Consider the following 19757-nt stretch of genomic DNA (forward strand, 5'->3'; position numbering starts at 1 on the left):
TTCTGCACTCAGATCCGTACGCCCCACATGAACGGCATACCGCTTCGCGCGATCGACTCGTAGCGCACTTGGGCGCCCGGCTTCGGAGCGTGCAGAATCTGACCGTTGCCTGCGTAGAACCCCACATGACTGAGGTCCGTGCGCATGATGATGAGGTCACCGGGCTGGAGCGCACTCATAGAGCTGATGCGCGTACCGACGTTGGCCTGGGCCTGCGAGGTACGAGGGATGGTCACCCCGGCCTGATTGAATGCCCAGGAAGTCAATCCACTGCAGTCGAAAGAGTTCGGACCCGAGGCGCCCCACACGTAGGGAACACCGACCTTGCCCTTGGCTGCGCCGAACGCCGCAGCGGCGCGCTGGGAGGCGCTGGCCTCGTTGCCGAGTTCGACCCGTTCACTCGACCGATTCGCCCGCTCTTCCTTGTCGGCGATCTGTGCTCGCTCCTCGGCCGTCAGAGTGTTGAGGAGTTTCTGGGCCTGCGCCAGTTTCCCCTGGATCTCCTTCTTCTTGCTGCCGAGCTCCTTGCGGACCCCTGCAAGATTGTTGAGCTTCTCCGTGGCTTCCTGCCGCTTCTGCTGGAGGCCCTGCTGCTGCGACTCGTAGTGATGGAGCGCGGAGACCTGCTGAGCACTCAGCCGGTCCATAGCGGACGCCTTGTCGAGGAACCCGTCGGGGTCCGAGGACAGCAACAGCTGGACAGAGGGGTCGAGACCCCCCGTGCGGTACTGAGCCGTGGCTATGGACCCGAGCTGCGCCCGCAGGCTGTTCAAGCCGCTCTGTTCACGAGCAGCGGCTTCTTGCAGGTCTTCGACCTGCTTCTCCAACCGTCCGGCCGTCTCCTTGGCGCCGTTGTACTTCTCGGTGGCCTGCGTCGCTTCCTCGTAGAGGCGGTCGACCTGCGCCTGCACACCCTTCTTGCTCGGATCAGGGAGCGGGTCGGCCGAAGCCGGCTGCGCCGACAACGCAACAGCCGCCGCAGCTGTGGCGGTGAGCACGGTCGCGTACGTCTGGCTGGGCTGCTTAGGACGACGATGGGACGCCACTGAGGCGAACTCCTTCTTCCTCGGCCGCCGGCCCAGGACCACACGGCGTCCCTGCTCCGTCCGCACGGCGCGGCTGCGGCGATTCCTTCGCCACCACCCCGAGCGGGTGACCGACTGTTCGAAGGATCCCCCTGAGACTAATCTCCTTAGTGGATAAGTTTCAACCGAAGGCTGGTGCGACTCGTCGGCATAGGCCACGAGGAGGACTGACCATCGCCACGCCCAGCAGGCCGGCCGTCAATGGCCCCCGCTCGTATTAGGGTCTCGGCGGGCGTGACGCGGGTTGTTGACGAGCGTCCGTCGCCAGTGACGACGCGAGGGCAGGGGCGGAGCAGATGAACACCTCCGACTGGCAGCCGGTTCTGCTGCTGCTGGGGGTCGTCGTGGCGTGCATCGCCATCCTCTACGGCGTCGGCTCCATGCTGCGGGTCGCTCGCGAACCGCTCGCAGGAGCAACGCCGTTCAGCGGAGGGCTGGGACCAACAGAACACCCTTTCTCCCGATTTCACGTGCGCTGGTACCCGGTGACACTGGTCTTCCTCGCCTTCGACATGGAGATGCTGTTCATGTACCCGTGGACGCTGGTAGTGGCAGAGGTCGGCGTCAGCGCCGTGGTGGAGATGTTCCTGTTTCTCGGCATCCTGATGGCCGCCGTGGGGTATGCCTGGCGGGAAGGCGCTTTTCGATGGACCTGAGAACGAGAATTCTTAGGGCAGCCGTGGCCCGGCCAGCGGTCCTCTTGGCTGTCTGCCCCGGTGCGACCGAGACCAGGCTGCGTCTCGAACAGGAATTGCGTGAGCGTGGATGGCCGATGGCGGCCGGGCCCGCAGCAGCCAACGTCCTGGCCGTGGTCGGCGATCCGCATCCATCCGACACGCAATGGGTCGAAGGGCTATGGACCGCGATCCCCGAGCCCAAAGCACGCATCCGCCTCTGTACCGGTAAAGACATCCGCTCCGCACTCGACGAAGTGGCAACCACTCTGCTGCGCGCCCCACGCCGCCCCGCGGAGCACGCCGTCGGCAACCACGCCCATGAGGGACCGAACGGTCTGGACGCCGATGGCGGGCCGGACAGCAGCCAAGAGCACTCGCGGCGCACCGGCCCCGAACAGGCCGGCCAATCCGCTGATCCGGCAGACCACAGCTCTCATGCAGAGCACGACGAGCGCGCGGCCCACGACACGCACAGCGGGCATGCGGGCCATGACATGGGGATGGAGGTCTCCGGGTTGCCGATGGCGGACCGGGGCGACGACCGGGACGGTCTTCGGTTGGACCAGCTCCACATTCCTCTGGGTCCCGCCCTGTTGGACTGGCCCGCAGGTCTGGTTCTCCGCCTGTCCCTGCAGGGCGATGTGATCCAGGAGGTGCGCGTCGAGCTGACGCGCGTCCTGCGCTGTTCCTCTCTGCCGTTCTGGGACGAACCCTGGATGCGAGCGGCCGCAGGCGAACAGGTCACCCGAGGGCAGGCGGCGCGGCGGTTGTGCGCGGCACATCTGGACAGCGTCGGCCGGCTGTTAGCCGTGGCCGGGTGGAGCACGGAAGCCCAGCGGGCGCGTGCCGCACGTGACGTCGCGCTGGCTGACTGGGCTGCCAGCGATGTCGTCGCCGCAGTCGGGCCGCTTGTCCGACGGGTGGGCCGTTCGCGGACGCTTCGCCGGCTCACCTATGGCCTCGGTGAGTTGAGCACGAATGCCGCAGCAACTGCGGGAGTGTCGGGACCCGCATGGGTGGCCGGTGGCGACGTCTGGAGCCGACTGAGTCTGTGGCTGGAGGAAGCAGCCCACTCGGCGGCCCTGTGCGACGAGACCCGCCCCTTGGACACCGTCCAACGGCGGACGGGCCCGCGCGGCACGGTGGGCGGCACGTCACCGCCGTCACAGGCCCTGCTGGACGTCTTGCCCTGCCTGCTCGAAGGCGCGGAGTTCGCGGGTGCCCGGCTCATCCTGGCCAGCCTCGATCCTGACATCGACGAGCTCGTACCGGCAGGGGTCGCGGAGGTGCCTCATGGCTGATCCCACCTCGCTGTGGTCCGCTCTCGCTCTGCCCGCGGTCCTCGTTGTCGCTGCCGTTGGCACGGCCACTGCGGATGCGCGACTGGGATCCAGCCAGGCTCCGGCACCCACCCGGGAGGTGCTGCGGCTGCTGGTGCAGCAACGCCGGTCGACGAGCGCCGCCGACCAACTGCTGCTTCGGGTCGGCGTGGTGCTCCTGCCCGTTGCGGCGGTTCTCGGCGCGGTCGTGGTGCCCTTCGGCTTCACCTCGGTGAGCGATCTGCCCGACGGGATCGTGTGGTTCAACGCGATGGAGGCCCTGGCCTGGGCGGCGGTGTGGCTGGCCGGATGGGGACCTAACTCGACGCTTCCGATGATCGGCGGATATCGCTTCCTCGCCCAGGGGCTGGCCTACGAGATCCCTCACATGCTGGCCATCACCACCGCCGCCCTCGGAGCGGGGTCACTGCGGGTCGGAGCGGTCGTCGACGCCCAGTCCGGACTGTGGTTCGCACTGTGGATGCCGGTGGCGTTCGCCATCTTCCTGGCAAGCGCACTGGCGATGGCGTTCTGGGGGCCCTTCGATCAGCCCGTCGGCACGGACGCAGCCGGAGGCGCTGCCGCTGAACTGTCGGGTGTGGACCGAGTGCTGTTTCTGGGCGGGCGCTGGCTGCTGCTCACGGTCGCCGCTGCCGCGAGCGTCCCACTGTTCCTGGGTGGCGGGCATGGGCCGTTGCTGCCCGGCTGGGTCTGGACCCTGATCAAAACCGCCACGGTCCTCGCCCTGCTGCTGTGGGTACGCCGGCGCCTGCCCGTGCTCCGAATGGAGCGCTACATGGAGGTGGCTTGGGTCGTCCTGACGCCGCTTGCCATCGTGCAGGCGCTTGTCGTGGCGCTGGTGGTGCTCGGCCGATGAGTGAGGACGTGAGGAGACCGTGCTGAATGACGTTCTCTTCTATGCCCTGGCCGTCCTTTCCCTCGCCTCGGCTGTGATGGTCTTCATCTTCGACTCGATGGCTCGTGCGACGTTCTCCCTGCTCACCTCGCTGCTCTGTGTGGCGGGCGTGGTCATCCTCCTGGGGCTGAATTACCTCGGCATCGTCATCGTCCTGATGATGACGATCGAGATGGCCATCATGGCCGTCTTTATGATCATGTACATGATGAATCCGGCCGGCCTGATGCCGATGACCATGGTCCACAACAGCAAGGGGTCCGCGGTTGTCTGCGGCGTGCTATTCGTGCTGCTGGTGATCGGGATCTTCCTGGCGCCGTGGCCGGCGCCCGAGGGACGCCCGCCGGAGGACGTAACCATGGACCTGGGCCTGTCACTGATGGGGCCTCAGATGCTGACCATGATGACGCTGGGCATGGCGCTCTTCGCGACGATCGTCTCCAGTGTCGTGCTCGCCACCCGTCGCGGCCGCTACGACCGGCTCGGCGACGAGCTCGACGCCGAACGAGCGGACGATCCGGTGCGAGGAGGGGTGGGTAGGTGACCCTGGAGGCAGTCATGCTGCTCGCCGCGGCCCTGCTGTGTACGGGCCTGTTCGGCGCGCTTACGCAGCAGTCGATCGTGATGCTGATGATGGGCCTGGAGCTGATGCTGGGCGGTGTCATCGTCGCGGCGGCGGGCGCCTGGCAACACATCGCTCCCGGCAGCGCGGACGGCCAGGTCATCGTGATCGTCGCGGTGACGGCGATGGCGTTGGAGATGGCGATCGGTTTCGCCGTCGTGACTGCACTGTTCCGTACCCGAGAGGTCGACACGACCGATATGGCCGCGGAGCTGAAGGAGTGAGCGGCGCGCTCTGGGCGCTGATCGCCCTGCCCCTGGCTGCGGGCGCGGTGCTGCTCCTGGTTGGACACCGGGGCGACCGAGCCGCCGCTCCCGCCGCCGTGACGGTCATGCTTGCGGCAGTTGGCCTAGCGGTGGCAGCCGCATTCGGTCACCCAAGGGTCCGTGCCCCGCTGCTGTCCGGGCTGCCTGCGGAGTTGTCGGTCGACGGGCTGTCCGGGCTCCTCGTGGTCACGGTCACGGCCGTCACCGTACTGGTCATGGGCTTCACCGCGGTGGAATTCGGCCCGAGCGAGAGCAGCGGCAGGTTCTTCGGTCTGATACTGCTGTTCGCGGGCAGCATGCTGGTGACCGTCACCGCGGCCACTCTTCCGGTTCTGCTGATGGGCTGGGAGGTCATGGGCGCCGCCTCCTGGGCCCTGATCGGTTACTGGTGGCGTGATGCGGAGCGGGTGAGGGCCGCGAACACGGCTTTCGTGACCACCCGCACCGCCGACCTCGGCCTCTACCTGGCTGCCGGGGCCGCCTTGGCCGCGAACCCCACCGGGACTCTCGCTCTGCGCGACCTGTCGGACGCCGGTGAGCCCTGGAGATCGTTCATCACCGCAGGGCTCATCACCGCGGCTCTGGGCAAGTCCGCGCAACTCCCCTTCAGCTTCTGGCTCTCACGCGCCATGGCGGGTCCGAGCCCGGTCTCCGCTCTGCTGCACTCCGCGACGATGGTCGTCGCCGGTGCCTATCTGCTGCTGCGTATCCAACCCCTGCTGGAGGCATCGGGCTGGGGAAGTGCGGTAGTGGCGTGGGCGGGTGTTCTCACCGCGATCGCCCTCAGCCTCGTCGCTCTGGCGCAGACCGATCTCAAACAGTTGCTCGCCGCGTCCAGTTGTGCGCAGATCGGATTCATGGTGCTGGCCGCCGGGGTCGGTGGAACCACGGGCGGCACGCTGCAACTGATCGCGCATGCCGCTGCCAAGAGCCTGCTGTTCCTGATCGCCGGCGCCTGGCTGACCGCGCTGGGCACCAAAGCGCTGACCGGACTGCACGGCGCCGCCCGGAGGTACCGGGCTGTGGGGGTGCTGTTCACGGTCGGCACGCTCACCCTGGCCGGCCTGCCGCCGCTGTCGTTGTGGGCGAGCAAGGACGTCCTGCTGGCCGCCGCCTTCGAGGACGCACCGGCCCTGTACACGGCGGGGCTGGCCGCCGCAGTGCTCTCCGCGCTCTACAGCACCAAAGCCCTCTGGTACGTCTGGCAGCCCGGGCCTGCAACCGACAGTGGTACGGACTCCGAGGAAGGCGGGGCCCTGCGTGTCCCCGGTCCGACTCGGTCCCCGCTGACGGTACTGGCCCTGGCCTGCGTGGCCATGAGCATGTTGGCGTTCGACCCCGCACGCGCAGCGGTCTCCCGTGTGCTGGGCGCCGCAGGACAGCCGGCCCCGACGCAGTGGGAATGGGCGCTCAGCGCCGCTCTCGCGCTGAGCGCCGCGGGCGCCGCATGGACTTGGGGCAACCGACGAGCGCCCCTACCCGCCGCCGTCACCGGATCCTTCCGTGGCTGGCTGCACCTGGAACGGGCCACCGAACTGATCGTGGTGCAGCCGGCCCTCGCCATCGCCCATGCGACTGCCAGGTTCGACCACCGCGTCCTGGACGTTGCGGTCCGGAGCACAGGACGCGGAGTGGTGGGCCTGGCCCACTGGTCGAACCGCCGTCTGGAGACAGGCCTGGCCGGCTCGGTATCCGCCCTCGCCTCCGCCTGCCGGGCACTGGGCCGTGCGGCGCGGCGCCCGCAGACCGGACAGCTGCACCAGTACCTCGCCCAGGCCGTCGCGGCCTTCACCGTTCTTGCCGTCCTGTTCGTCTTCGTGAAGTAGGGGCCTCTGGTGCTGACCGTCCTCGCCTTCCTCCCCACCGCCGTCGCCCTGGTACTACTCGCCCTGCCGCGCCACACCCCTGCGAAGGTGATCCGCGGGATCTGGGTAACCACCACGGCCGGGCTGATGGCCGTCGTCATCGGTCTGTGGGCCGGTTATGCCCCGGGCGGCGGCATGCAGTACGAGACGCGCGCGCGCTGGATCCCCAGTGCCGGGGTCGGATACCACGTCGGCGTGGACGGACTGTCCCTGCCGATGCTCGCCCTGACGTGTGTGCTGTTCCTCGCCTGTGCCGTCCACTCGTGGCGCGAGGACCGCCGGATCCGTGAGTTCGCGGCCCTGCTCCTGTTCCTCGAAACGACGTGCCTGGGACTGTTCGTGTCCCTGGATCTGATCATGTTCTTCGTCTTCTTCGATCTGTCCATCGTCGGCATGTACTTCGTCATCGCGGGCTGGGGGCACAAGGAACGCGCCCGTGCGGCGCTGATGTTCTTCCTCTACACCTTCCTCGGTTCGCTCGCCTTGCTTCTCGGGTTCATCGGCCTCTATCTCGCCGCCTCGCCGCACACCTTCGACATGGTCGACCTGACTGCGGCCAACCCGCTGGCCGGCCGGGCCGTCTATGCGGGAATGGTCCTGCTGGCCATCGGTATCGGACTCGCGGTCAAGACCCCGACGGTGCCGTTCCACACCTGGCTGCCTCTCGCTCACACCGAAGCGCCGGCCGCCGGTTCAGCGATCCTGGCCGGGGTACTGCTGAAGATGGGCACCTACGGATTCCTGCGCATCGCCATGCCGATGCTGCCCGAGGCCTGGCGCCAGTACGCCACCGTCCTGGTCGTCATCGGAGTCGTCTCCATCCTCTACGGGGCTCTTGTCGCTCTGGCACAGAGCGACTTCAAACGGATGATCGCCTACACCTCCGTCAACCACATGGGCTACATCATCCTGGCTGTCGGCGCCGCCGCCGCAACCGCAGACACCAGTCGCCAGGCACAGTCCCTCGCTATTGCAGGCGCGGTGACCCAGATGGTCAGCCACGGTCTGCTCACCGGTGCCCTGTTCCTCCTGGCGGGCTCCCTCCACGAACGCGGCCGCACCTACGACATGGACGCCTATTCCGGCATCGCCGCCCGGGCCCCGGTATTCGCCGGCATGACAGCGATCGCCGCGTTCGCCTCCCTCGGTCTGCCTGGATTCTCCGGATTCATCGCCGAGTTCCAGATCTTCACCGGCAGCCTCGGCCCACGCCCCTTGGCTACCGCGTTGTCCACGCTCGGCATCCTGCTGACCGCAAGCCTGTTCCTGCGCGCTCTGCAGAAGATTTTCCTCGGACCGCTGCGGATCCCCGATGCCCCTGGCACTCCCCGCCCCTTCGGTGACACGCGCACCCACGAGAACACAGCCATCGTTCCGCTGCTCGCCCTTGCCCTGGTGGTAGGCGTCGCGCCTCGTTTCCTCCTCGATGTCATCGAACCCGCCTCCACCACGGTGCTGGAGTTGCTGGCCCGATGACGGAGATGAACGAGAACCCTCTCGAGATCCTGCCGGAGATCTTCCTCGTCGCCGGGGCCGTCGTCAGCCTGCTGCTCGGTGCCTGGCTGCCACGCCACCGCCAGTGGATCATCGGTGCGCTAGCCGCGATCATCTGCACCGCCGGCATCATCGCGGCAGCTGTCACCGCGCCAGGTCCCCCTACTTCGGTCTTCGGCGACGCCTACGCCCTCGACGCCCTCACCAGTGCCGGCCGCGTCATCATCCTCGGCGGAGGGCTGATCGTCCTCGCGCTCAGCCTCCGCCCGCTGCACAACGACCCACGGGAATCCGAGTTCTACGTTCTGATCCAACTCGCCCTGTTGGGCGCAATGGTGCTGGCCGGAGCGCAGGACCTGCTACTGCTGTCCGCCGGCTACCTCCTCGCGTCGATCCCCGCCTACACCCTGGCCGGATTCCGCAAGGACGCACCAGGCACCGAAGCCGCGCTGAAGTATTACGTCGTCGGCGCTCTCCTCGGCATCGTCATGCTCGCCGGAATCACAGTCCTGTACGCCGGCGGACGGAGCACCAAGTACACCGTCCTGGCCGACACTCTCGACAACGCTCCACAAGCAATCATCGCGGTGGGAACGCTCGGACTGCTGGCCGGGCTGCTGTTCAAGGCCGGTGCCGTTCCCGCGCACTACTGGATCCCCGACGCCGTCCAGGGCAGCACCCCGCCCGCAGCAGCCCTGATCGCCACCCTCCCGAAAGTCGGGGCGCTCACCGCACTGTTCAGACTCGGCACAGTGCCCCTCGATGCCGCGCCCCTGCCGTGGGCAACGCTGCTGGCCATCCTCTCTGCGGCGTCAATGACGCTGGGCAACCTCGCCGCCTTCTTCCAGAGCGACGTCAAACGCCTGCTCGCCTACTCCACCATCAGCCAGGTCGGCTACCTCCTCATGCCCATCGCCCTTGCCACCAGCACCGGCGAGGCTCAGCCCGCGCTGCTCTACTATCTCGCTGCCTACACAGTCACGAATCTCGGCGCCTTCGCGGTCGTCTGCGCCCTCCCCCACGCCGCCGACATCGACGACTACCGCGGCCTCGGCCACCATCGCCCGCTTCTCGCTGCCAGCCTGGTGATCTGCCTGCTCGGCCTTCTCGGCACCCCACCCACAGCTGTGTTCGTCGGGAAACTATTGGTCTTTACCGCCGCCATCGATGGCGGCTACGGGTGGCTCGCTGTCGTGGCCGCAGTCAACACAGTGGTGTCGCTCTTCTACTACTTGCGCTGGGTCCTTCCCACCTTTGCCCGCACCGGCGACGTCCCCGGTCACCGATGTGAGAGCCGCTCCGCCCGGACAGTCGCCTACGCCTGCGCCGCGCTCTCTCTGATGACGGGCATGGGCTCAGGGCCGCTTCTCGACAGCCTTTCCGGAGCTGTCAGTCGATAATCCCGTTGCCGACTGATCGCCCGCGGCCAACCTGCACGCGTCGAAGAGTCCCAGGCCGCTGGTCCGTTTGGCGTGGCCGGAATCATCAGGGGTGGTCCGATACAGGGGGACACGGCCGACTTCGCCACCAAGGCGCCTGACTTGCGCGGCAGTCGGCGCTGCCTGATCACTGCCATGGGGGCGTGGCCGTGAAGCGGTGGGCCGACCGCTACCTCGCCCACGCGTCCATGCACGACCGTTCGTCACGGCCGAAGACCTCGCCCAGCAGACGAGCAAGGCGGTGACCACGCGATGCCTCAGCCTGCGAATCCGTCTACGGGAAGGCCCTGTTGGTCCCTGTCCGCCTTCGCCTGCATGAACGCCGATCCCGCCTCCCGGACCTACTCCGACAGGCAACACGCCTGCGGAAAGACCCATACCCACGCCCTCCTCCTCGCCCGCCAGCACATCAGCGTCCTGTTCGCGATGCTCCGCGACGGCGCCTTCTACAAGTCCCGGACCCCTGTCGGCACCCTCGCCGCATGAACTGGACCAACACCCCCCAAAACCAACAGGGCGACCTTGACGTACGACATAGAGGACCCCCACGCCGCTGGAACTCTTCGCCGACCTGTGCTCCGTCGTCGCCGTGGCACAGGACGGCCGCCGTCCGGCGGGTGTTCGGCCGCAACCACGGCATCGGGGCGCTGTATGCGCTGCCGCGGCCGTTGCGCACCCGCGCAGACTCCGATGCACGGTGGCGCGGGCGGTGCGCTGCCGGACTAATGCGAGTGCGCTGAGCAGAAAACCGATCAGGACGGTCCGCCGTAGCGTGACTGGCGAAGCAGCCGCAGCACGGTCTTCCGTGCACCTCGCTGATGTCTCATCCGGTCTCGAGCGCGCGGTCCTGCCGGAAATCCTACGCTGCACGCCCCTTGAGGAGGTTGTCGAAAGGTGTCAACGATGCCGGTCGGTGGGCTGATTGCCCGCGCCACTGACGACGCGGCGGACCTCGTCGTCCGCAACGCAAAGATCCACACCGGTGACCCCCGCCTCCCTCAGGCGGAGGCGATAGCCATCCGCGACGGTGTGGTCACCGTCGTCGGCGACGACAAGGACGTGGCCGGCCAGGTCGGCCCCGCCACGCGGGTGGTCGACGCACTTGGCCGCAGAATGATCCCCGGCCTCAACGACGCCCACCTGCACGTGATCCGCGGCGGCCTCAACTACGTGCTGGAGCTGCGCTGGGACGGCGTCCGCTCGCTGCGTCAGGGCCTGGCCATGCTGCGCGAGCAGGCGGCCCGCACGCCCAAGGGCCAGTGGGTACGCGTGGTCGGCGGCTGGTCGGCCGAGCAGTTCGCCGAACGCCGGCTGCCCACGGTCGCCGAGCTGAACGCAGCCGCACCGGACACCCCAGTGTTCGTCCTGCACCTGTACCAGTCCGCGATCCTCAACCGCGCGGCCCTCAAGGCGGCGGGCTACGGCAAGGACACACCCGACCCCCGAGGCGGGCAGATCATGCGGGGTCGCACCGGTGAGCCGACGGGCATGCTCCTGGCGGCACCCAGCGCCCTGATCCTCTACTCGACCCTGGCCAAGGCGCCGGTGCTGGACGAGGAGCACCGTAAGACGTCCACCCGTCACTTCCTGCGGGAGCTGAACCGGTTCGGGCTCACCTCGGCCATCGACGCGGCGGGCGGGTTCCAGAACTTCCCCGACAACTACGAGACGGTGACGGAGCTGGCCAGGCAGGGTGAGCTGTCCCTGCGCATCGCCTACCACCTGTTCCCGCAGACCGCCGGTCAGGAGATCGACGACCTGACCCGCTGGATCGGCATGGTCCGGCCCGAGGACGGGGACGAGTGGCTCCGGCTGAACGGCGCCGGGGAGAACCTCACCTGGGCGGCGGCCGATTTCGAGAACTTCGCTGAGCCGCGTCCCGAGCACGCCCCGGACTACGAGGTGGAGTTCGAGAAGGCGGTACGCCTCCTCATGGAGAACGGCTGGGGCTTCCGGCTCCACGCCACCTACGACGAGACCATCCGCCGCGATTTGGCCGTGTTCGAGAAGCTCGCCGCGGAGGGCCTCTTCCCCGGCGGCAACCGGTGGCTGTTCGACCACGCGGAGACGGTTTCGGCCGACAGCCTCGACCGCATCGTCGCACTCGGCGGTGCCATGTCGGTGCAGAACCGATTGTCCTTCCAGGGCGAGGCGTTCGTGCGCCGCTACGGAATCGGAGCCGCCGCGGACGCACCACCGATCCGCGCGATGCTGGGCCGCGGCCTGACCGTCGGTGCCGGCACCGACGCCACCCGGGTCTCCTCGTACAACCCGTGGGTCGCGCTGCACTGGCTGGTCACCGGCCGCACGGTCGGCGACCTGACCATCCACCCGCCGCACAACCGGGTGGACCGGGAAACGGCACTCGCGATGTTCACGACGGCCGGTGCGGCGCTCACCGGTGAGCAGGACCGCAAGGGCGTGCTGCGTCCCGGCTTCCTCGGTGATCTCACCGTGCTGTCGGACGACTACTTCTCGGTCCCCGACCCGGAGATCCCGCACATCGAAGCCCTGCTGACGGTCGTCGGCGGCCGTGTCGTCTACGCCGCCGGCGAGTACGAGGGCATCGACGAGCAGCTGCCCCCGGTGACGCCCGGATGGAGCCCGGTGGCGCACTTCGGCGGCTATCAGGCGGGCCAGGTGCGGGGCAGGTCGGGAGTCCGCCAGGCCGAACTCCTCGGCGAAGCCGTCGCGGAGTCGGAACAGCACCGCCAGTGGCGCGCCCGCCGCGGTCTCCTTCCCGAGCACGACAGCCCAGTCTTCGATCCCTGCTTCTCCCTCTGAGCCAGGCGCACCCGCACCCACGATCCGCCCCCGGGCCTTCCCTCCCGGCTCACGGACGACCGTCCGTGACCGTTGCAACCCATCATTGAAGGGCATACTCATGGTCAACATCACCCAGGTCACCGCTGCTCCCAGCCCGGACCTGCTGACCCCCGACAACTGCGCGGTGCTGTTCGTGGACCACCAGCCGCAGATGTTCTTCGGGACGGGCAGCGGCGACCGCACCTCGATCATCAACGCGACGGTGGGTCTGGCGAAGGCCGCCAAGGCCTTCGACGTCCCCGTCGTGCTGAGCACCGTGGCCGCCGAGTCCTTCTCCGGCCCGCTCATGCCGCAATTGGCGGCCGTCCACCCCGACCAGAAGATCATCGACCGCAGCACGATGAACGCCTGGGAGGACGAGGCCTTCGTCGAAGCCGTCAAGGCGACCGGCCGCAAGAAGCTCGTCATCGCCGGTCTGTGGACCGAGGTCTGCGTCGTCCTGCCCGCGCTGTCCGCGCTCGCCCAGGGCTACGAGGTCTACGTCGTCACCGACGCGTCCGGCGGCGTCAGCCCGCAGGCCCACGAGCACGCCGTCCAGCGCATGATCCAGGCCGGCGTGGTGCCCGTGACCTGGGTGCAGGTGCTGCTCGAACTCCAGCGTGACTGGGCGCGTCAGGAGACGTACCTGCCCGTCATGGACGTGGTGAAGGAGCACGGCGGCACCTACGGCCTCGGGGTCGTCTACGCGCAGGCCGTCATCGGCGAGCACGCCGCCGGCTGACCCACCCCCAACGGTTGACGACGGACGTCAGGAACAGGCAATGGACAGCGGACTGTTGGTGCTCCGGCTGGTGGGGGGACTCCTCATCGCCGGGCACGGGATACAGAAGGTCAGTTTCCGGCTGGGCGGCAGCGGGCTGGCCGGGGGAACCGAGGAGTTCCGCCGGGACGGCTTCCGCGGCGGGAGACTCACCGCGGTGGCTGCGGGCGTTAGCCAGATCGGTGCCGGCCTGTTTCTGGCGGCCGGACTCCTCACGCCCATGGCGGCGATGGCGAGCATGGGCGTGATGACGGTGGCCGGCACGGTCAAGTGGCACAAAGGGCTGTGGGTGCAGAACGACGGCTACGAGTACCCGTTGGTCCTCGTCACCGTCGCCGCTGCCCTCGCTCTCACCGGCCCGGGCCGCTGGTCGCTCGACGACCTCCTCGGCCTGGCCTCCTGGCCGCTGTGGGTCTCCCTCACGGCGATCGTCGTCGGCCCGGGCAGCGGACTGATCACCCGTTCGGTGCTGCGGCACGCACCAGCCGCCGGTGACACGAAGGGACGGGAGGCGGCGGCATGCCCCGACTGCTGACTGACGCCGCCCGGACGCTCGTCCCGCCGAAGGGCGACCGGCACGGGCCCCTGCCGCCGATGATGCTGGTACTGACGGTGGTGACCGGTCTCATCGACGCGGTGAGCTACCTGGCGCTCGGACGGGTCTTCGTCGCCAACATGACCGGCAACGTGGTCTTCCTGGGCTTCGCCCTGGCGGGCGCGCCAGGGCTGTCCGCGCCCGCGTCGATCGTCTCGATGGTGTCGTTCCTCACCGGAGCACTGGGAGGAGGCCGGCTCGGCACCCGGTTCGCGGCACACCGCGGCCGGCTCCTGACGGCGACGACGGCCGTCCAGGCCGTACTCGTCGCCGTGACCGTCGTCGTGGTCGCTGTCTCGCACGGCGAGGTGACCAGCCCGGTCCGCTACACCCTCATCGTGCTCCTGGGCATCGCCATGGGAATGCAGAACGCCGTCGCGCGACGCCTCGGGGTCCCGGACCTGACCACGACCGTCCTGACGCTCACCCTGACAGGACTTGCCGCGGACTCCCCGCCGGCCGGCGGGGCCGCCCCTCGTCCCGGTCGGCGCATCCTCTCCGTCCTCGCCATGTTCCTCGGAGCTCTCGCGGGCGGCCTGATCCTGCGACACGCCGGGCTCCTCCTCGTGCTGAGCCTGGCGCTGCCGCTGCTCGTGGTGACGTCGGTGGCCGCTCACCGCTTGTCGGTCTCTGCCCCTGCCTGGACCAGGCCACCTTCATGAGGCTCGCGGACAACTCGTCCTGGGCGCCGCTCGCGGCGCGCGTCTTCCGCGCGTTGTGGATCGCGCAGTTGGTGTCCAACATCGGCACCTGGATGCAGACCGTCGGCGCCCAGTGGCTCCTGGTCGGGCACAGCGCCTCCCTGGTGACGCTCGTGCAGACGGCATCCAGCCTCCCGGTCGTCCTGCTCGCCCTGCCTTCCGGTGTGCTGGCCGATCGCTACGACCGTCGCAAGGTGCTCCTGGTCGCCCAGCTCTCCATGCTCACCGTCTCGACCGTGCTGACGGTCCTCGCGTTCCAGGGCACGCTCGCTCCAGGCCTCCTTCTCGGCCTCACCTTCCTGCTGGGCTGCGGCACCGCACTGATGGGTCCGGCCTGGCAGGCGATCCAACCGGAACTGGTGGAGCGCGAGCAGCTGGGGCAGGCGGCGGCTCTGGGGGCCGTGAACATGAACCTGGCCCGCGCCGTGGGCCCGGCCGTCGGGGGTGCGGTGGTGGCCGTGGCGGGCGCGGGCTGGGTCTTCGCCTTCAACGCCCTGTCCTATCTGGGCATCGCGTCGGTGCTGTTGCTGTGGCGACGGCCGACGACGCCACAGCCCGTCATCCAGGGTGAGGGAATCCTGGCAGCCGTTCAGGCCGGCCGCCGCTATGTCTGGCACGCGCCCGGAGTCCGCCGGGTCCTTCTGCGCACGGCCCTGTTCATCCCGGGCGCAGCCGCCCTGTGGTCGCTTCTTCCCCTCGTCGCGAGCCGTTCCCTGGGGCTGGATTCGGACGGGTACGGGCTCCTGCTCGGCGTCGTCGGGGCCGGTGCCGTGGCCGGCGCCTTCGTCCTTGCCCCGATCCGCCGCAGGCTGGGTGTCAATGGCACCCTTGTCGCGGGGGCGGCGGTCTTCGCCGCGACGCTGGTGGTGTTGGCCACAGCTCCTCTTCCCTGGCTCGCCGCGGCTGCGCTGCTGCCTGCGGGTCTCGCCTGGATCTGCGTGCTGTCCACCCTCAACGCCGCTGTCCAGCAGCGGTTGCCCGGCTGGGTCAGAGGCAGAGGGCTCGCCGTCTATCTCATGGTGTTCCAGGGCGGGCAGGCGCTGACCGCACCGTTGTGGGGGGCGCTGGCCGACGGGCTGGGACTGACCGCCGCCCTTCTGATCGGCGCCGGCCTGCTGGTGGGCGGTGCCCTGAGCGTGCGCCGCTGGCCGCTGCACAACGCGGACGGGGTCGACCCGAGTCCGTCCGACCACTGGCCCGTTCCGCCCCTGGTGTTCGAACCCGGACCGGCCGACGGTCCGGTACTGGTCTCCGTCACGTACCGGATCGCTCCGCGGGACTGGTCCGCCTTCATCGACCGCATGCAGCACGTGGCCCGTTCCCGGCGCCGCACCGGAGCCCTGACCTGGGGTCTCTTCCAGGATGGAGGTGATCCCTGCCGGTTCCTCGAGAACTACCTGGTCACTTCCTGGTCGGAGCACCTGGCCCAGCACCACAGCCGGCTCACGGCCCATGACCGCCGCTTCGAGGAGCGGGCCCGCGAATTGCTCGTGGAAGGCGTCGCGCCCGAGGTGACCCATGCGTTCGACGCGACTGCCGGGCCCGCCGTCGCGGCCGGCGGGCAGGAGGCGGACATGCCACGGGAGACCGAGTCGTCGAAGACGGCACCTGCCCTGAGCCCGGAGTCCGTGGCGCCACCGGGCCCGGCGCCTCACCAGCGGTCCGTCAGCGATGAGCGGAGGCGTGCCTGAGGCACCGCGACACCTACGGCGTGGCCCCCGCACGCTGCCGTACCGGGACCGGCGAGGACTGCCGAGACTGGCGCCACTCACTGGGAGACACCGCGATTCACGCTGGATCTTCCCCCCTCACCCTCACCCCAAGACCGGTGACTGGAGACGCGTCGGTTTCAAGCATCGGTGAGCCGTGCTGACAGGACCTGCTGCGTCGAGTGCCGGGTGCCGCGCCACTCACGGGGGGTCATCCCATAGGTGGCCCGGAACACCCGGCTGAAATGGGCGGCACTGGTGAAACCCCATCGATGTGCGACCGCAGCGATCGTGGCGTTTCCGTGAAGTCCCAGGCCGCGTCGGCACTCCTCCAGACGGCGCCGCTGGATCCACCGGACGACCGTGGCGTCCTCGCTCTCGAACAGCTTGTGCAGATAGCGCAGGGATATGTGATGGGCCCGGGCAATCACCTGAGGGGTCAGATCGGGGTCCGCGAGATGACGGTCGATGAATGCCTGGATCCGTAGCAACAGTGCCCGGTTCCCACCGGGGGTGTCCGCGCCCGAGCGTCCGATCACCTCGTCCGCCAGCACACCGAGCAGGTCCACGATGTTGCGGGCCATCAGCTCGCTGGTGCGGGGCCGGTAGTTTCCGGCGCCGTCCACGATCCCGGCCAGAAAGGGCGAGAGCAGACCACCGAGGGGTGTGTCGGGGCCGAGCGGGCAGGCCGTGACCTGCGCCATGTCGGACTCCTTCAGGCCTAGAACGTTTCTCGGCAGGACGAGGGACTTGGTCCGGAAGGGCTGGGGAAGGTGCAGCTGGAGCGGGCGCGCCATGTCGTAGACGAAGACGTCCCCGACGCCGAGGAGTGCTTCACGGCCATCCTGTTCAAGGCGGGCTACTCCTTTTTCCAGCAGTTTTACGACGACGTACTCGTCCTGGTCGTCCTGGCTGACGAGTTGCCGCGTGCGCACGGCGGACAGGCAGTCGCCTTCCACCGTGACGGCCTGGAGCCGGCCGAGCGGTGTGGCACGGATCGCTCCGGAATACACCTCGTCGGGGACGGTCATGTTCACAGCACCGAAAGTTTGCGAGAGCGCTTCGCGCCAGTACGCCCGTCTGTGTTGGGCGGGTAGTGCATCAGTGGTGTGGAAGCCGCCGGGGGCGCTTCCCTCCTGGACGTACGACGCCATGGTTCTCCGCCCCTCGGCTGGTGTGTGCTTACTGCAACACCGTGCCAGTCGGCTCTGGGCCGGCACATCGCGTGAACCCGCTAGATCAGCGAGGGAGGAATGGGTGGGGGACGACTCAGTCGCTGGTCGCGATCTGCTGTGCATCCCTGAGGGCTGCCCTCGGCGTCTGCTCCCCCGCCAGCGCTGACTGGATGGCGGTGTACATCCCGGTCGCCGCCTTGGGCCACCTGACGCCGAGTTCGCCGGTCCGGACGCGCGCGGTTTCCACGCTCTTGGCGAAGACAGCCATGGACGGGTTCCGCTCGGCGTACCGGACGGCCGCCGAGGCGCGGGAGGGCACGGTGAAGTGCTGCTCGGCCAGGGTGAGCATGTTCGAGGAGTCGTTCAGGCAGGCGAGGACCTGGGCGGCCTTCTTCTGCCGGGCCTCGGAGGAAGTCTGCGGGACCGTCCACACCTCGCCGCCGAGTGGCGTGACCGGGGTCCGTCCCGCCCGGGGGACGGGCACGGGAGCCACTCCCCAGCGCAGCTTCTCGTCCTTGTTCAGGGCCGGGATCCGCCAAGGACCGTTGATCATCATCGCCGTCCTTCCGGCGGCGAACTGATCGTGGACATCGGCCTGCGTCCAGTTCAGCACCGACTTCGACATGGATCCGCTCTTCACGAGGTCGACCCACAGCTGGAGCGCCTGGACGGCCTGCGGGGTGTCCAACTGCTTCTCGTGTCCTCCGTTGGACCACAGAAAAGGCAGGAACTGCCAACTGCTCTCGAAGGTGGCGCTCGCGTCGACCGCCATGCCGTAACGCCCCGGACCGGTCAGCTCGGCCGCCGTGTTCTTCAGCTCGTCCCACGTCCTGGGGACGGCGACGCCGGCCTCGGCGAGCATGTCCTTGTTGTAAAAAAGGGCGACCGTGCTCACGTAGGGGCCCAGCCCGTAGACCTTTCCCTGGTACGTGCCCGCAGACAGGATGCCCTCGGCGAAGCCGCTGGTGTCGATGCCGTACCGGTCCAGCGGAGCCAGTGCGCCGGTCTGCGCGATCTGCTGCAGGTCGGCGTTGTCCAGCATCAACAGATCGGGGAGAGTCCGCGACGATGCCTGCCGCAGGACCCGGGGGACGAGCGACGCCGGCGGAACGCTCGTGTGCTCGACCCTGACACCTGCGGTCTTGCCACAAGCGGTGAGCATCTCACCCCACTGGGTGTGCTCGGATTCGTCGGTGTAGTAGTCGAGCACGGTGATGGAGTCGGCCTTGCCCGCGTCGGATCCGGCACCGGTTCCATCGACACACCCGGTGATGGCCAGTATCAGCGCCATGGCCCCGGTCAAGCGGGCAGTCCTGCGCCGCGCCGGTCGTCGGACTGGTGAAAACATGCTTGTGCCTTACCGAGTGACTGTCTGTGGCTGAAGTCGGTGTCGCGGATCGGCCGACTCCAGGAGCCCGTGGGAGGGGCATGAGCATCGTCGTCCGTCCGAACGCATCTTAAGCTCCGGGGGCAGGCCACTCCCAGGAGGCCTTCGGAGGAGTACCCACCCGCGGGAGAAGCCCTGTCGCGTGCGTTCGTCGCCGCTACGTTCGTCGTCCCTGCTCGGCTGCTTCGCGGATCATCGCTGCCACGGCGTCGGGCTGCGACAGCGCGACGGCGTGGGAACCGTCCAGCACGTGCTCGGTGGCCGCCATGCGTTGTGCCATGAAGCGCTGGGCGGCGGGGTTGAGTATCCGGTCGGCGGTCGCGATGGCGTACCAGGACGGTTTCGAGGCCCACACCGGCGCGCCCGATCTGCCGGTCAGCGCGTTGCAGGTGATCGGGCGTTGCGCGACCGAGAGCACCTCTCCGAGGCTGGGTGGAAGGTCGGCGGCATACACCTGCGGGAAGCGCTCCCTACGGATGTACAACTCGCTGTCCGGGCCGCCGGACATCCGAGTGGGAACAGCGGCGGTGAAGGTCGCGTCGGCCACTGGAGTAGGGGCGAAGCGGTTCATGACGTCCAGAACGCACTCGCCCGCGTCGAGACCGAACGCCGCGACGAAGCACAGCGCCACGACGTTGTCGGCATCAGCGGCGGCCTGTGTGATCACCGAACCACCGTAGTCGTGACCGACCAGCACGACGGGGGCGTCGATGGCGCGCACCATGCTCCCGATGTACTCGGCGTCCTGCGCCAGACACCGCAACGGGTTCGCCGGGGCGCGCACGGTCAGTCCGGCGGCCTGAAGGAGCCTGATGACCGCCGCCCACGACGAGGCATCCGTGAACGCACCGTGCACGAGCACGATGGTCGGCGGCAGGGGGCTGGATCCGTGCATGCCGGTGACCTCCGACTGAGTGGGGG

Annotated in this window: 17 protein-coding genes and 2 pseudogenes; 15 read left to right on the forward strand and 4 right to left on the reverse strand. The window is 68.6% G+C overall.

Annotated elements, in window-relative coordinates:
• Positions 1–8: 8 nt before the first annotated feature.
• Positions 9–1046, reverse strand: a complete 1038-nt coding sequence (locus ACIBCU_RS19640; RefSeq protein ID WP_399232708.1) for an NlpC/P60 family protein — start codon at positions 1044–1046, stop codon at positions 9–11.
• Positions 1047–1381: 335 nt separating this feature from the next.
• Between ACIBCU_RS19640 and ACIBCU_RS19645 the strand changes: the two genes are divergently transcribed.
• The 15 genes and pseudogenes from ACIBCU_RS19645 to ACIBCU_RS19715 all read left to right on the forward strand — a co-directional run bounded on the left by ACIBCU_RS19645 (position 1382) and on the right by ACIBCU_RS19715 (position 16256).
• Positions 1382–1741 (forward strand): NADH-quinone oxidoreductase subunit A, encoded by a 360-nt coding sequence (locus tag ACIBCU_RS19645; protein ID WP_362932372.1) that lies wholly within the window; start codon positions 1382–1384, stop codon positions 1739–1741.
• A 116-nt stretch (positions 1742–1857) separates the two neighbouring features.
• On the forward strand, positions 1858–3063 hold the full coding sequence (locus ACIBCU_RS19650; protein WP_399232710.1) for a hypothetical protein: 1206 nt from the start codon (positions 1858–1860) through the stop codon (positions 3061–3063).
• Entirely contained in the window at positions 3056–3958 is a 903-nt protein-coding gene (locus ACIBCU_RS19655; RefSeq protein WP_362932376.1) for an NADH-quinone oxidoreductase subunit H, read from the forward strand. Before ACIBCU_RS19650 ends, ACIBCU_RS19655 begins: the two co-directional genes overlap by 8 nt.
• 19 nt (positions 3959–3977) lie before the next feature.
• Positions 3978–4541, forward strand: coding sequence for an NADH-quinone oxidoreductase subunit J (locus ACIBCU_RS19660; protein WP_399232713.1), 564 nt, complete (start codon positions 3978–3980; stop codon positions 4539–4541).
• On the forward strand, positions 4538–4843 hold the full coding sequence (locus ACIBCU_RS19665; protein WP_362932380.1) for an NADH-quinone oxidoreductase subunit K: 306 nt from the start codon (positions 4538–4540) through the stop codon (positions 4841–4843). Before ACIBCU_RS19660 ends, ACIBCU_RS19665 begins: the two co-directional genes overlap by 4 nt.
• Positions 4840–6711, forward strand: coding sequence for an NADH-quinone oxidoreductase subunit L (locus ACIBCU_RS19670; protein ID WP_399232715.1), 1872 nt, complete (start codon positions 4840–4842; stop codon positions 6709–6711). Before ACIBCU_RS19665 ends, ACIBCU_RS19670 begins: the two co-directional genes overlap by 4 nt.
• A 9-nt stretch (positions 6712–6720) precedes the next feature.
• Positions 6721–8226, forward strand: coding sequence for a NuoM family protein (locus tag ACIBCU_RS19675; RefSeq protein WP_399232717.1), 1506 nt, complete (start codon positions 6721–6723; stop codon positions 8224–8226).
• Positions 8223–9644 carry an NADH-quinone oxidoreductase subunit N gene (locus tag ACIBCU_RS19680; RefSeq protein WP_399232720.1) on the forward strand — a complete coding sequence of 474 codons (1422 nt, stop codon included), beginning with the start codon at positions 8223–8225 and terminating at the stop codon, positions 9642–9644. The genes ACIBCU_RS19675 and ACIBCU_RS19680 overlap by 4 nt, the downstream gene beginning before the upstream one ends.
• A gap of 188 nt (positions 9645–9832) precedes the next feature.
• Positions 9833–9975, forward strand: a pseudogene (locus tag ACIBCU_RS19685) (IS481 family transposase); the annotation flags it as partial.
• Positions 9924–10169 (forward strand): annotated as a pseudogene (locus tag ACIBCU_RS19690) (IS110 family transposase); the annotation flags it as partial. The pseudogenes ACIBCU_RS19685 and ACIBCU_RS19690, both read left to right, overlap by 52 nt.
• Positions 10170–10586: 417 nt before the next feature.
• Positions 10587–12467: an amidohydrolase gene (locus ACIBCU_RS19695; RefSeq protein WP_399233060.1), complete on the forward strand. Its 1881-nt coding sequence runs from the start codon at positions 10587–10589 to the stop codon at positions 12465–12467.
• Between the two features lie 100 nt (positions 12468–12567).
• Positions 12568–13230 carry a hydrolase gene (locus ACIBCU_RS19700; RefSeq protein WP_362932390.1) on the forward strand — a complete coding sequence of 221 codons (663 nt, stop codon included), beginning with the start codon at positions 12568–12570 and terminating at the stop codon, positions 13228–13230.
• A 40-nt stretch (positions 13231–13270) separates the two neighbouring features.
• Positions 13271–13804 (forward strand): DoxX family protein, encoded by a 534-nt coding sequence (locus ACIBCU_RS19705; protein ID WP_362932392.1) that lies wholly within the window; start codon positions 13271–13273, stop codon positions 13802–13804.
• On the forward strand, positions 13789–14526 hold the full coding sequence (locus ACIBCU_RS19710) for a YoaK family protein (RefSeq protein ID WP_362932394.1): 738 nt from the start codon (positions 13789–13791) through the stop codon (positions 14524–14526). Before ACIBCU_RS19705 ends, ACIBCU_RS19710 begins: the two co-directional genes overlap by 16 nt.
• A complete protein-coding gene (locus tag ACIBCU_RS19715; RefSeq protein ID WP_362932396.1) occupies positions 14523–16256 on the forward strand; it encodes an MFS transporter in 1734 nt (577 codons plus the stop codon). Before ACIBCU_RS19710 ends, ACIBCU_RS19715 begins: the two co-directional genes overlap by 4 nt.
• A gap of 158 nt (positions 16257–16414) precedes the next feature.
• Here the strand turns inward: ACIBCU_RS19715 and ACIBCU_RS19720 are convergent, their stop codons facing one another.
• The 3 genes from ACIBCU_RS19720 to ACIBCU_RS19730 form a co-directional block, all read right to left on the reverse strand.
• Positions 16415–17428, reverse strand: coding sequence for a helix-turn-helix domain-containing protein (locus ACIBCU_RS19720; RefSeq protein WP_399232723.1), 1014 nt, complete (start codon positions 17426–17428; stop codon positions 16415–16417).
• A 115-nt stretch (positions 17429–17543) separates the two neighbouring features.
• On the reverse strand, positions 17544–18740 hold the full coding sequence (locus ACIBCU_RS19725) for an extracellular solute-binding protein (RefSeq protein ID WP_399232726.1): 1197 nt from the start codon (positions 18738–18740) through the stop codon (positions 17544–17546).
• A gap of 253 nt (positions 18741–18993) precedes the next feature.
• Positions 18994–19731 carry an alpha/beta fold hydrolase gene (locus ACIBCU_RS19730; RefSeq protein ID WP_399232728.1) on the reverse strand — a complete coding sequence of 246 codons (738 nt, stop codon included), beginning with the start codon at positions 19729–19731 and terminating at the stop codon, positions 18994–18996.
• Between the last annotated feature and the right edge of the window lie 26 nt (positions 19732–19757).

Origin of the sequence: Streptomyces sp. NPDC051064 (assembly GCF_044455985.1) — a bacterium.
In the GTDB taxonomy this organism is placed as follows: domain Bacteria; phylum Actinomycetota; class Actinomycetes; order Streptomycetales; family Streptomycetaceae; genus Streptomyces.